Consider the following 12,576-nt stretch of genomic DNA (forward strand, 5'->3'; position numbering starts at 1 on the left):
AATAAAACTGAATAATAACGATTCTCATACTCAACAACCTGTCCGCGGCGGGTAGAAGCCACCTCATGTATCGCGCAGCAGTTTCAGATTTAGCCGCTCCTTGCGTCGCGTCCCCGCTTGTACCCCAGCTTGCGGCGGGCTTGGACACCCTGTCGGTTGCCGACCTGGCGGCTCATCTCGTCGCCACCATCACGGGGCTGGCAGAGCCCGATGGCCGGGGCAAGTCCACCGGCGTCGCGGCGCGGCTGGCGGAGCTGGGTTTTATCGTGGGCGAGACCGTCCGCGTGCTGCATCGCGGGCCCGGTGGACGCGAACCGATCGCCGTCCAGGTGGGTGACACGGTGTTTGCGCTGCGCCGCTTCGAGGCCAGTTGCATCAGGGTCAGGCCGTCTGCATGAACACCGCCGCTCATGTGTCACCAGGCATCGCCCTGCGTATCGCCCTGGTCGGCAATCCGAACTGCGGCAAGACAGCGCTGTTCAATCTGCTGACCGGCGCGCGCCAGAAAGTCGCCAACTACGCGGGTGTGACGATCGAGCGCAAAGAGGGGTTTACGCGTCTGCCCGACGGCCGCGAAGTCTCCATCCTGGATCTGCCCGGCGCCTACAGCCTGAACCCGGCCAGCACCGACGAGGCCGTGACGCACGACGTGGTGATGGGCCGGCGCGCCGGAGAGACCCGGCCCGATGGCATCATCGCCGTGGTGGACGCCACCAATCTGCGCATGAACCTGCGCCTGGTGCTGCAGTTGCGCGCGCTGGGCCGCCCCATGGTGCTGGCGCTGAACATGATCGACGTGGCACGCGCGCAGGGCCTGCAGATCGACGTCGCCCGGCTATCAAGCGAACTGGGCATGCCCGTGGTGGAGACGGTGGCGGTCAAGGCCAACTGGATCAGCAACTGGCTGGGCCGCTCCCGTGACAATGGCCGCGAAGCCCTGCTGCAAGCGGCGCAGGCCGCATTCCTGACCGACGTTCACGATAGTTTAAGGCCTCAAGCCCATGCCCAGCCTGCGCAAGTAGCTATTAAAAATGCAGCACACCCGCCTTTGACACCGGCGGCGCTGCAAGCCCAGGTCAGGTCGATTCTGGCGGCTGCGGTGCCCAATGCCGGCCAGATCAAGCGCTTCAACCACGGCATTGATTCGGTCGTGATGCACCCGGTGCTGGGCCTGCTCCTGCTGGGCGTGGTGCTGTTCCTGATCTTCCAGGCGGTGTTTTCCTGGGCCAATATGCCGATGGAGCTGATCCAGAGCGGGGTCACCGGCGTGGGCACCCTGATCCAGCGGCACATGCCGCCCGGCATGCTGCAGAGCCTGCTGGTGGACGGTGTGGTGGCGGGCGTGGGCAGCGTGCTGGTATTTTTGCCGCAGATCCTGATTCTGTTCTTCTTCATCCTGCTGCTCGAAGACTCGGGCTACCTGCCGCGCGCGGCCTTCCTGCTGGACAACCTGATGGGCAAGGTCGGCCTGTCGGGCCGCGCCTTCATCCCCCTTCTGTCGAGCTTCGCCTGCGCCATTCCGGGCATCATGGCCACGCGCACCATCCCCAACTGGCGCGACCGGCTGTCCACCATCATGATTGCGCCCTTGATGACCTGCTCGGCGCGCCTGCCGCTGTACGCGCTCTTGATCAGCGCCTTTGTGCCAAAACGCGAGGTCGGCGGGTTCAACCTGCAGGGCATCACCCTGTTCGTGCTCTATGCCGCCGGCATCGTGTCGGCCATGGGCGTCGCCTGGGTCTTCAAGCGCATCTGGCTCAAGAGCAACTACCAGCCGCTAATGCTCGAGTTGCCGCCGTACCGCTTGCCCAACCTGCGCAATCTGGTGCTGGGCCTGTGGCAGCGCGCGCAAATCTTCCTGCAGCGTGTCGGGACCATCATTTTCTCGCTGATGGTGGTGCTGTGGTTTCTGTCGACCTTCCCCAGCCCGCCCGCGGGCGTGACGGGCCCGGCCATCCAGTACAGCTTTGCCGGCATGATTGGCCGGGCGCTGGAGGTGGTGTTTGCGCCGATCGGTTTCAACTGGCAGATTTCCATCGCGCTGGTGCCGGGCATGGCGGCGCGCGAAGTGGCGGTGGGCGCGCTCGGCACGGTGTACGCGCTGTCCGCCACCGGCGAAGAGACGGCCAAGGCGCTGGTGCCGCTGATCGTGCAGAGCTGGTCGCTGGCCACGGCGTACTCGCTGCTGGCCTGGTACGTGTTTGCGCCGCAGTGCATTTCGACACTGGCCGTGGTCAAGCGTGAAACCAACTCATGGCGCTACCCGCTCTTGATGGCCGGGTATCTGTTTGCGCTGGCTTATGCGGCCTCGTTTATCACCTACCGCGTCGCGCTGGCGCTGACCTCATGATGGGCACCGTTTTGCAGTCGCTGCTGGTCTATGCCGTGGTGGCGTGTTGCACCGTTTACGCCGCATGGACCTTGGCGCCCGCCAGCTTGAAGCGGCGTTTCGCCACCGCCTTGATGGCCATGTCGCCCCACTTGCGTTCGTCGCGCCGGCTGCAGGGCTGGGCGCAGCAAAAAGGCGGCTGCGGCTCCGGTTGCAGCGGCTGCAGTAGCGGGGCAGCGCCGACCGCCGCCACAACAAAACCAGTCAGAATCAGGTTCATCAAGCACCGGTGACATCACCCGCACGGATGACGAGGGCCCCGTTTCCAGAGTTTGCAATACGCCTTTACATTTTCGTCGTTGCAAATGAGACAGATTCGTATTTATAATCACTCATCTTCAACCGTCAGCCACTGACCGCCTGTCGCCATGATTGTTTGTGTATGCCACCGGATCTCGGACCGCGAAATCGCCCGCTACGCGCGGGCCGGAATGGGTTTTGACGAGATTCAACTCGAACTCGGTGTGGCCACCCAGTGCGGCCAGTGCGAAGGTTGCGCCCGCGACGTGGTGGCGCAGTGCAACGCCTCGCACCCCGTTGCAGCATTGAGCCGCGACGACTGCGGCGCGCCAGCCGGCACGCGAGCCCCCGCAAGCCTTTGAGGCAGCGCATGGAATTCCTCGCAACGCTCGGCGCCAGCCTGATTCTGGTTGTCGGCTCGGTCTGGTGGGTTTTGCGCAAGTAGCGACAACGCCCGGCCCGGCGAAACTTTGCAGCCGGGAACCCGTCCAACCCGTCCACCATGGCCCTGTCTGTCACACGCCCTTTTGCTGCCGGTCTGAGTCGTAACACCATCATTGTCGCCAGCGTGGTGCTGTTCCACCTTGCGGCGCTGTGGGCGCTGCAAGCCGGCCTGTTGCACCGGGCTGCAGAGATCGTGGTGCCGGTTGAAATGCTGTCCCAGCTGATCGAACCTCCCGCGCCAAAAGTTGATCCTCCCAAACCGGTCGTACTGCCTGCCCCGCCCCCCGTAAAGCAGCCGGTTGCCAAACCCGTGGTGCGGGTGCGGCCACGCCCGGCGCCACAACCCGTCGCCATCGCCGACTCCACACCGGCGCCAGCGGCGCCCATCGGGGTGACCACCCCCCAGCCGCCGGCACCGCCAGCGCCGGTCATGGAAGCCCCTGCCGCGCCCGTCGCGCCGCCGGCACCGGCCAAGGTCGAACTCCCATCCAGCAACGCCGACTACCTGCAAAACCCCAAACCACCCTACCCGCCCATCAGCAAACGCCTGGGCGAACAGGGCAAGGTCATCGTGCGGGTGCTGATCGGCGTGGACGGGCTGGCGCAAAAAGCCGAACTGAAACAGTCCAGCGGCTTCGACCGGCTCGATCGCGTGGCACTGGACACGGTGCTGAAGTGGCGCTATGTCCCCGGCAAACGCGGTGGCGTCGCCGAAGCCATGTGGTTCAACGTGCCGATCAATTTTGTTCTCGAATAAATTTCTGGAGTTGTTATGGAATCGCAATTCGGCCTTGCCCACATCTGGACCCAGGGCGACCTCGTCATCAAGGCCACCGCCGTGTTGCTGCTGGTCATGTCGCTGGCGTCCTGGATCGTCATCATCATCAAGGCGCTGGACGTCATCAAGTACAAGAAACTCGCCATCAAGGCGGCCGATTTCTGGCACAGCGAAGACTTTGCGGCGGGTTTGACCAAACTGGGCGCCGATGCCGACAACCCTTTCCGCCAACTCGCCCTGGAAGGCCGCGAGGCCACTGCGCACCACCGCAACACCAAGGCCCATCTGCATGACACGCTGGATGTGAGCGACTGGGTATCGCGCTGCCTGCGCAACACGATCGATGAATTCTCCGCCAAGCTGCAATCGGGACTGGCCGTTCTGGCGTCAGTCGGCTCCACCGCCCCGTTTGTGGGCCTGTTTGGCACGGTCTGGGGCATCTACCACGCCCTGCTCAGCATCGGTTCGGCCGGCCAGGCCAGTATTGACCAGGTCGCGGGCCCGGTGGGCGAGTCGCTGATCATGACGGCGCTCGGACTGGCCGTCGCGATTCCGGCGGTGCTGGGCTACAACGCCCTGGTGCGCGGCAACAAATTCATCCTGATCAAGCTCAGCAGCTTCACGCACGACCTGCACGCCTACTTTGTGACGGGCGCGCGGGTTTCCAGCAGCAGCGACAGCAACATCGTTGTGATGAAAAAAGCCTGAGGGCTGCCTGCACGTTTTGCGCATTCACAAGGAATTGACCCATGGCCTTCGGAACCCAGGATGACACCGACGAGGTGATGAACGAGATCAATGTGACACCGATGGTCGATGTGATGCTGGTGCTGCTGATCATCTTCATCATCACCGTGCCGGTAATGAAGAACTCGGTCAATATTGACTTGCCGCGCGCCAGCAGCCAGCGGCTGGACCCCAAGCCCGAGACCGTGCGCCTGAGCGTGGATGCGCAAGGTGACTACTTCTGGAACAACAGCCCCACGGACGACAAGAACCTGGCCGTGCTGCTCAGGACGGCGGCTCTCAAGACGCCGCAGCCGGAGTTGCATATCAGCGGTGACAAGGCCGTGCGCTACGAGCGCGTGGCACAGGCGATGGCAGCGGCCCAACAGGCAGGCATCAAGAAGATCGGGTTCATTACCGAGCCGCCCAAGCAGCCGTGAGCTTATCCGCCATGCCCCACGCGCCCATCGACGAACCCGACTCCGGCCAGGCGCTCCGTTTACATGCTGGCGCGCCTGCGCAAGAGGCCGAAGGAGCCGCCCGCAGGCGAGCGCCACATGCCATGGAGAGCGCCGACCTGTTCAAGGGTGAAAAAACCGTGGAGATCAGCCACAACGGCGTGATCTATCGGCTGCAGGCCACCCGGCTGGGCAAGCTGATCCTGACCAAATAGGTTCTTCGATCCGGTTTTGCTACAGCCCGAGACTCAATTCCGCGGCCTCGGACATCATCGAACGCGACCACGGCGGATCGAAGACAACCTCGACATCGACCTCCTCCACGCGCGGCAGCCGCAGCAGCTTCTGGCGTACTTCCTGGGCGATGCTCTCGCCCATGCCGCAGCCGGGTGCCGTCAACGTCATCTTGATCGAGACCCGTAGCTGGTCGTCATGCAGCGGCAGCACGTCGCAGACGTAGACCAGCCCCAACTCGACGATGTCGACCGGAATCTCGGGGTCATAGCAGGTCTTGAGGGTTTCCCAGACCAGTGCGCGCACGTCGTCGGTGCTGGCGTCGGCCGCGAGCGACGGGGCCACCGGCGGTGTCTTGCCAATGGCATCGGCATCGTCTCCTTGCAGCCGCACCAGACGTCCTTCGACATACAGCGTGATCGAGGAGCCGAGCGCCTGCGTGATCTCGGCCATGGTATCTGGCATCAGCTCGAACCGGGTGCCATCGGGAATCAGCTCGACCCAGACCGGGCGCCGGATCAGCACGGTTTCGCGGTTACGCCTCATTGCGGCACCTTTGTTTGCGGCGCACTGTCCAACTCGGGCTGCTCGGGCTCGTCGCCGCTTTGGGAGGTATCGCCCAGCGCGTGCGCTAGCGCGTGCCAGCCGAGCAGTGCGCACTTGATGCGGCTCGGATAGCGCCGCACCGCGGCCAGGCTGATCAGTTTGCCAAGGTAGGCGTCATCGGGCTCCTGCTGCCCTGTCATCACGGCGCGGAACCGCTGCTGCAGCTGCTGCGCGGCATCCACGCTGCCGCCCCGCACCGCCTCGGTCATCATCGACGCAGATGCAATACAAATGGCACAGCCCTGTCCATGGAATCGGATGTCGCGAATCTGGTCCTGCTCGACCTGCAACTGGACGCTGAGGTCATCGCCGCACTGCGGGTTCCTGCCGCGGGCCTGATGCGTCCACGTGGCAAGCAGGCCGAAGTTGCGCGGCGAGCGTTTGTGCTCGACCACGACCTCCTGGTACAGATCGGTGTCGGCGCTCATCGAAACACCTTCAGTGCGCGCGAGACGCCGGCCAGCAAACGCTCCACCTCGTCGTGGGTGTTGTACACAGCAAACGAGGCCCGCGTGGTCGGCCCGACCCCCAGGTGGTCGAGCAATGGCTGGGCGCAGTGGTGGCCGGTGCGCACCGCAATGCCGTCTTCATCGAGCAAGGTGCCGATGTCGTGCGGATGCACATCACTGGCCACGAACGAAACAATGGCCGATGACTCGGCATCGGGTGAGAGCACCCGGATACCGTCTATGCGCTGCAGGCCTTTTGCAGCATGTTCGCGCAATGCGCCCAGGTGCTGCTCCAACCGGTCGTGCCCGACGGCCGTGATGAACGTCGCTGCCGCGGCCATGCCGACGGTGCCGGCAACGTGCGGCGTGCCGCCTTCGAGCCTCGCGGGCAAGCCGGTAAACCCGGCGCCCTCCAACGTGACCCAGTCCACCATGTCGCCGCCAAAGCGCAGCGGCACCAGCCGCTCCAGCGTGGCGCGGCGCCCGACCAGCGCGCCCATGCCCATGGGGCCGTACATTTTGTGCGCCGAAAACGCCATGAAGTCGCATGCCAGCGTGCCCAACTGGAGCGCGCTGTGGCCCACGGCTTGCGCCGCGTCGAGCACGGTCAACGCACCGGCGTCGGCGGCCAGCGCCAGCAAGTCTTCATAGGGCGGGCGGTAGCCCGTGGCGTTGGAGCACGCGGTGAGCGCGAACACGCGGGTGCGCGGCGACAGCAGGCGTTTCAAATCATCGATATGAACGCTCCCCTGGACATCGGGCATCACGATGCGCAAGGTAGCGCCGCTGCGGCGTGCCGCCTGCTGCCACGGCACGAGGTTGGCGTGGTGCTCGAGGCCGCTCACAATGATCTCGTCGCCGGGGCGTATCACCGCCGGCGCTTCGCCGCTCACCGACAGCCCCTGCGCCACCATATTCAGCGCCTCGGTGGTGCCGGACGTAAAGACCAATTCGTGCGAAGCATCCGCACCGACGAAGCGCTTGACGCCGGCCCGGGCGCGCTCGTATGCATCGGTCGCGCGCTGGCTGAGCGTGTGGACACCGCGATGGATGTTGGCCCGGTCATGCTGCTCAAAACCGTTCATTGCAGCGAGCACTGATTGCGGCACCTGAGTCGTCGCCGCATTGTCGAGATAGGCCAGCGGCGCATCATGAATACGCTGCGCCAGCACGGGGAATTGTGCACGCAGGCGCTCCAGTTCGCCCTCCTGCAGGATGGATGACTCACTCATGCGACAACCCCTTGCCTGCGGCCAGATAGCGGGCCACCGCGTTGCCCAGCAGCGCATGCACGCCCAGTGTCTCCAGCACAGCGGGATCGCTCAGGCTGCGTTCGAGCAGCGCCGTCAGCAACCCTTCAATGATCAAGGCGCGCGCACTGCTCTCATTCAGGCCGCGCTGGCGGGCGTAGAACAGCGCATCCTCGGGCAGCGCACCCCAGGTCGCGCCATGCACCGCCTGCACCTTGTCGTGGTTGATTTCGAGATGCGGACGCAGCACCAGCCGGGGCTGGCCGTCCGTGGGGATTCCGCTGAGCCGCTGCCGTATGGACGCCTCGTCCGCGCCGGCCGCAATGCGGCTGTAGGCGTTCACGACGCCGCGTGCCTTGCCGCTGGCCAGCACAAGGGCCTCGACGTCGCTGGTCGTGTCCGCGCCGCGATGCAGCACCTCGACCTGCTGTTCCAGCGCCGTGCCCGCCGCGAAGAGCGCGGCACCAGTGCGCGCCGAGCCCTGCGCGGCATGCAGATCGAGTTCGGTGCGCTGCAGGTGGTAGTTGCTGCCGCAGGCGATGAGCGCCTGATCGTAGCGGGCGCCGCGGCCCAGGCGGGCATGCACGCGATGCGCGATACGGTCATCCCGCCCCGGCGTGGCCACGCGCAGATGCTGCAAGCTGGCACCCGCGCCCAGCGTGATGTGAACATCAAGGTTCTGCACGACGGCCTCCATGGACGCCCCACGTTCATGCGTCTCGAGCAGCACGCAGTGCATGCCAGGCAGCACGTCGATCACCAGCGTGGGTGCTTCGAGCGCTGCTTGCGCCTGGCGTCGCAGCACCAACGAGACGGTCTCGCCTGGTTCACCTCCCGCACTCGCCTTTGCACCGCCGCCAATGCGCAGGCGCAGCCCGCGGCGGCACATGGCCTGATGCGCCCATGCGAAGCGATCGGCGTCGCTGTCGCCCGGCGCGGCAATCCCCGCAAACAGCCGGCTGCGCTGCGTGGCATCCGCCGCATCGAGCCATTGGGCCTCGACAAGGCCCTGACGTGCGGTACCGAGCAACTCCAGCGCCCAGCCGGCGCCGGCAGAAGATTCGTGCACCACGGGTTCAGCTGCGGGCATCTCGTTGCCGTCGCCCAGCCACACCTCCATGCCGGGCGGCGGCAAATGGCGAAAATATTCGGACCGGCCCGGAATCCAGCCGATCGAAGCCAGTCGCTCCCTGGCGGTCAAACCTTCAGCGCGCGCTTGATTCATGCGTTCATGCCTCCGCCAACGCCGGCGCCCGTACAAAGCCGGTACGCGCGATGTCGCGCGCCAGCGCCAGTCCACCGTCCTCGACGATGGCACCCTGATCGAGCCGATGCACCGAATCGGGCTCCAGCGACTCGATCAACTGCAGATAGTGCGAGACCACGACAAAGGCGGTGCCCTGCGCGCGCAGCGACTGCACCAGCTTGACCACGGCACGCACGCCGTCGACGTCCATGCCCGAATCGATCTCGTCGAGCAGCGCCAGCCGGGGCTTGAGCAGCGCCAACTGCAGTAGTTCATTGCGCTTGCGCTCGCCGCCCGAGAAGCCATCGTTGACGGGCCGGTTCAGCATGGCATCGGGCAGGCCAAGCTCCGCAGCCGCGGTGCGGGCGCTCGCCAGAAAGTCGAACGCATCGAGCGGCGACTCGCTGCGTGATTCGCGCACAGCGTTGAGCGCGCTGCGGATGAACAGCCCGTTCTTCACGCCCGGAATATCGGGCGGCGCCTGAAACGACACAAACAGGCCGGCACGCGCGCGCGCCTCTGGGCTTAGCGGCAGCAGATCCTGCCCGCCAAAGCGCGCCTCGCCCGACATCACCTTGTAGCGCGGATGGCCCGCCAGTGTCAGGCCGAGCGTGCTCTTGCCGCTGCCGTTGGCGCCCATCAGCACCGCCAGCGCGCCAGCCGGCACGGCCAACGACACCGACTTGAGGACGTTTTGCTCGCCCACATCGACGCGCAGATCACGCACCTCCAGCAGTGGTTCCGATGGTTTCTTCATGGTTTTCCTTGGTTCATTCATCATCCGACGGCACCTTCGAGCGACACGGCCAGCAAGGCCTTGGCCTCGAGTGCAAATTCCATCGGCAGCTCTTCGAGCACTGCCTGGCAAAAGCCACCCACAATTAGCGAGGTTGCCTCCTGCGGATCGATGCCGCGCTGCTGGCAATAAAACAGGCGCTCCTCGGAGATGCGCGTGGTGGTGGCCTCGTGTTCGACCACCGCGTCGTCCCGGGCCGCCTCGACGTAGGGGAAGGTATGCGCGCCGCAGTGCGGGCCGATCAGGAGCGAATCGCACTGGGTGTGATTGCGCGCGCCGGCAGCGGTCGGCGCGACGCGCACCAGCCCGCGGTAGCTGTTGTGCGCATGGCCGGCGCTGATACCTTTGGACACAATGCGGCTGCGCGTGTTGCGTCCCATGTGGATCATTTTGGTGCCGGTGTCGGCCTGCTGGTAGTGATTGGACACCGCGATGGAATAGAACTCGCCGCTGGAATCATCGCCGCGCAGCACCACGCTGGGGTACTTCCAGGTGATGGCCGAGCCGGTTTCGATCTGCGTCCACGCGATATGCGAGCGTTTGCCGGCGCACAGGCCGCGCTTGGTCACGAAGTTGTAGATGCCGCCGCGCCCGTTTTCGTCACCGGGATACCAGTTCTGTACGGTTGAATATTTGATGTGGGCATCGTCGTGGGCCACCAGTTCCACCACCGCGGCGTGCAGCTGGTTTTCATCGCGCTGGGGCGCCGTGCAGCCTTCCAGATAGCTGACGTGGCTGCCGGCTTCGGCAATGATCAGGGTGCGCTCGAACTGCCCCGTGTTGGGCGCATTGATGCGGAAGTACGACGACAGCTCCATTGGGCAGCGCACGCCCTTGGGGATATACACAAACGAGCCATCGGAGAACACGGCGGAGTTCAGCGCGGCGTAGAAGTTGTCACCCAGCGGCACCACCGATCCCAGGTACCGCTCGATCAGCTCGGGGTGATGCTCCACCGCGTGCGAGAACGAGCAGAAGATCACGCCGACCTCGGCCAGTTGCTCCCGGAACGTGGTACCCACCGACACGGAATCAAATACCGCATCCACCGCCACGCCGGCCAGGCGGGCGCGCTCGTGCAGCGGAACGTTGAGTTTTTCGTAGGTCTCCAGCAGCTTGGGGTCGACGTCAGCCAGGCTCTTGGGGCCGTCCTTCAGCGACTTCGGTGCCGAGTAGTAGCACAAGGCCTGGAAATCGATCGGCTCGACACGCAGCTTGCCCCACTCGGGCAACGGCATGGTGCGCCAGTGCGCAAAGGCCTCCAGGCGCCGCTTCAGCAAAAACTCGGGTTCGCGCTTGCGCAGGGAAATGGCCCGCACGATGTCCTCGTCCAGCCCTGGAGGCAACGAGTCGGATTCGACATCGGTAATAAACCCATGTCGATATTGGCCATCCAGCGCCTGCACCAGGGGTGCGGCTTGTTCAGCGAGAGCCATTCATTACCTCCAAACCATACACATTGCGGCTAAAACTCCGGCAACCCAGTATTACAGTACCCCGAGCCCCACCCTGCGCGAATGATGGGCATTTTGTAGATTCATATTTTATGCATCTTAATGCTCGCCAACAAGCCGAGCGACATTGTCAGCGAGTGGATCAGGGGCTTTGCCGGCCGCCGCAGCAGGCAAACTCCGCAACCGTCTCCGGCCAGACAGATTTACAGGCCGATGGCCGCGAGACCGGCCCGCGCAACCTGCACATCCTCACTGGACTTGACGCCACTGACCCCGACAGCGCCCATGCACTGTCCATCTTTCATGGCCGGCACGCCGCCTTCGAGCAGGCCCTGCAGCCCGGGCACGCTCAGGAACGATGCACGTCCGCCATTGATCATGTCTTCGTAGACCTTGCTGTCACGGCGCCCCAGCGCCGCGGTATGCGCCTTGGCCGGCGCAATATGAGCGGAAATGGGCGCCGCGCCATCCAGCCGCTGCAGCCACAGCAAGTGGCCACCGTCATCCACGATCGCAATGCTCACGGCCCAGTTGTTTCGCAGCGCTTCGGCTTCCGCGGCGGCGGCGATTTTCTTGATGTCGGCGAGTTCCAGAACAGGTTTGTTTTTCATGATTACACAGGTAACAGTGACTAGACTTCCAAGCATAACGGCTGCGCTCTGGTTTGGCATACCAGCGCGGCACAAGGTAACCTTACAAAAAATAGGAAGCGTTGCGCGCGGCATTCCCGGCGAGCCCTTGAATCGCCCTAGAATGCCCCTAGCTGTATGTACAGTGTTGAAGGAGTCGAAACCATGATTGATCAAGTGCAACCCATTGGACAGGGCGCGGGCTATGGCTATGCCCTCTCGCAGGAACAGCGCAACAAGGTGATGCGCAACACCTACTGGCTGCTGGCATTGAGTCTGGTCCCGACCGTGCTGGGCGCCTGGCTCGGTGTCGCCACCGGCATCACCCGCTCGCTGACCGGCGGCATGGGCCTGATGGTGTTCATGGTCGGCGCCTTCGGCCTGATGTTCGCCGTCGAGAAGACCAAAAACTCGGCGGCCGGCGTGCCGATTTTGCTGGGTTTTACCTTCTTCATGGGCCTGATGCTGTCGCGCATGATTGCGGCCATTCTGGGTTTCAAGAACGGCCCCGAGCTGATCATGACAGCCTTTGGCGGCACGGCCGGCGTGTTTTTCGTGATGGCCAGCCTGGCCAGCGTCATCAAGCGCGACCTGTCCGGACTGGGCAAATGGCTGTTCGTCGGTGCCGTGGTGCTGATGATCGGCGCTGTCATCAACATCTTTGTCGGCTCCACGGCCGGCATGATGGCCGTCTCGGTGGCCGCCATCGGGATCTTCAGCGCCTTCATGCTGTACGACCTCAAGCGCATCCTCGATGGTGGCGAGACCAACTACATCAGCGCCACGCTGGCGTTGTACCTGGACCTGTTCAACGTGTTCCAGAGCCTGCTGGCGCTGTTGGGCATCTTTGGCGGCCAGCGCGACTGAAACGCTCCTC

16 protein-coding genes are annotated in these 12,576 nt (G+C 64.4%); 9 read left to right on the top strand and 7 right to left on the bottom strand.

All coding sequences use genetic code 11. From position 1 onward, the window contains the following. The first annotated feature begins 140 nt into the window (after positions 1 to 140). From EUB48_RS12425 to hemP, 8 genes are all read left to right on the top strand, one after another. The gene (locus tag EUB48_RS12425) at positions 141 to 398 is read left to right on the top strand and encodes a FeoA family protein (protein WP_244618189.1); all 258 of its coding nucleotides are present in this window, start codon (positions 141 to 143) and stop codon (positions 396 to 398) included. Further along, on the top strand, positions 395 to 2,350 hold the full coding sequence (gene feoB / locus EUB48_RS12430; RefSeq protein ID WP_142819414.1) for a ferrous iron transport protein B: 1,956 nt from the start codon (positions 395 to 397) through the stop codon (positions 2,348 to 2,350). Before EUB48_RS12425 ends, feoB begins: the two co-directional genes overlap by 4 nt. Continuing rightward, positions 2,350 to 2,622, top strand: a complete 273-nt coding sequence (locus tag EUB48_RS22035; RefSeq protein WP_420821452.1) for a DUF6587 family protein — start codon at positions 2,350 to 2,352, stop codon at positions 2,620 to 2,622. Before feoB ends, EUB48_RS22035 begins: the two co-directional genes overlap by 1 nt. Positions 2,623 to 2,757: 135 nt before the next feature. After that, the gene (locus tag EUB48_RS12440) at positions 2,758 to 2,991 is read left to right on the top strand and encodes a (2Fe-2S)-binding protein (RefSeq protein WP_142819416.1); all 234 of its coding nucleotides are present in this window, start codon (positions 2,758 to 2,760) and stop codon (positions 2,989 to 2,991) included. 140 nt (positions 2,992 to 3,131) lie between these two features. Next, positions 3,132 to 3,830: an energy transducer TonB gene (locus tag EUB48_RS12445; RefSeq protein WP_142819417.1), complete on the top strand. Its 699-nt coding sequence runs from the start codon at positions 3,132 to 3,134 to the stop codon at positions 3,828 to 3,830. A 15-nt stretch (positions 3,831 to 3,845) separates the two neighbouring features. Next, complete coding sequence (locus tag EUB48_RS12450) at positions 3,846 to 4,559, top strand: MotA/TolQ/ExbB proton channel family protein (RefSeq protein WP_142819418.1); 714 nt, start codon at positions 3,846 to 3,848, stop codon at positions 4,557 to 4,559. Between the two features lie 41 nt (positions 4,560 to 4,600). Continuing rightward, positions 4,601 to 5,017: an ExbD/TolR family protein gene (locus EUB48_RS12455; protein WP_142819419.1), complete on the top strand. Its 417-nt coding sequence runs from the start codon at positions 4,601 to 4,603 to the stop codon at positions 5,015 to 5,017. A gap of 11 nt (positions 5,018 to 5,028) precedes the next feature. Then, positions 5,029 to 5,250, top strand: coding sequence for a hemin uptake protein HemP (gene hemP / locus EUB48_RS22040; protein ID WP_142819420.1), 222 nt, complete (start codon positions 5,029 to 5,031; stop codon positions 5,248 to 5,250). A 19-nt stretch (positions 5,251 to 5,269) separates the two neighbouring features. On the opposite strand, the gene sufT is transcribed toward hemP, so the two are convergent. From sufT to EUB48_RS12495, 7 genes are all read right to left on the bottom strand, one after another. Further along, complete coding sequence (sufT, locus tag EUB48_RS12465) at positions 5,270 to 5,815, bottom strand: putative Fe-S cluster assembly protein SufT (RefSeq protein ID WP_142819421.1); 546 nt, start codon at positions 5,813 to 5,815, stop codon at positions 5,270 to 5,272. Continuing rightward, positions 5,812 to 6,303 (bottom strand): Fe-S cluster assembly sulfur transfer protein SufU, encoded by a 492-nt coding sequence (sufU, locus tag EUB48_RS12470; protein WP_142819422.1) that lies wholly within the window; start codon positions 6,301 to 6,303, stop codon positions 5,812 to 5,814. The genes sufT and sufU overlap by 4 nt, the downstream gene beginning before the upstream one ends. After that, positions 6,300 to 7,556: an aminotransferase class V-fold PLP-dependent enzyme gene (locus EUB48_RS12475; RefSeq protein WP_142819423.1), complete on the bottom strand. Its 1,257-nt coding sequence runs from the start codon at positions 7,554 to 7,556 to the stop codon at positions 6,300 to 6,302. Before EUB48_RS12475 ends, sufU begins: the two co-directional genes overlap by 4 nt. Beyond that, positions 7,549 to 8,799 carry a SufD family Fe-S cluster assembly protein gene (locus tag EUB48_RS12480; RefSeq protein ID WP_142819424.1) on the bottom strand — a complete coding sequence of 417 codons (1,251 nt, stop codon included), beginning with the start codon at positions 8,797 to 8,799 and terminating at the stop codon, positions 7,549 to 7,551. Before EUB48_RS12480 ends, EUB48_RS12475 begins: the two co-directional genes overlap by 8 nt. 4 nt (positions 8,800 to 8,803) lie before the next feature. Then, positions 8,804 to 9,577: a Fe-S cluster assembly ATPase SufC gene (gene sufC, locus EUB48_RS12485; RefSeq protein ID WP_142819425.1), complete on the bottom strand. Its 774-nt coding sequence runs from the start codon at positions 9,575 to 9,577 to the stop codon at positions 8,804 to 8,806. Positions 9,578 to 9,597: 20 nt separating this feature from the next. Further along, complete coding sequence (gene sufB / locus EUB48_RS12490) at positions 9,598 to 11,052, bottom strand: Fe-S cluster assembly protein SufB (RefSeq protein WP_142819426.1); 1,455 nt, start codon at positions 11,050 to 11,052, stop codon at positions 9,598 to 9,600. Between the two features lie 221 nt (positions 11,053 to 11,273). Then, positions 11,274 to 11,681, bottom strand: coding sequence for a GlcG/HbpS family heme-binding protein (locus tag EUB48_RS12495; RefSeq protein WP_142819427.1), 408 nt, complete (start codon positions 11,679 to 11,681; stop codon positions 11,274 to 11,276). Positions 11,682 to 11,864: 183 nt separating this feature from the next. On the opposite strand from EUB48_RS12495, the gene EUB48_RS12500 reads away from it, so the two are divergent. Next, positions 11,865 to 12,566 (top strand): Bax inhibitor-1/YccA family protein, encoded by a 702-nt coding sequence (locus EUB48_RS12500; protein ID WP_142819428.1) that lies wholly within the window; start codon positions 11,865 to 11,867, stop codon positions 12,564 to 12,566. Positions 12,567 to 12,576: the final 10 nt, after the last annotated feature.

It is taken from the genome of Rhodoferax sediminis (assembly GCF_006970865.1).
GTDB classification, from domain to species: Bacteria; Pseudomonadota; Gammaproteobacteria; order Burkholderiales; family Burkholderiaceae_C; genus Rhodoferax_A; species Rhodoferax_A sediminis.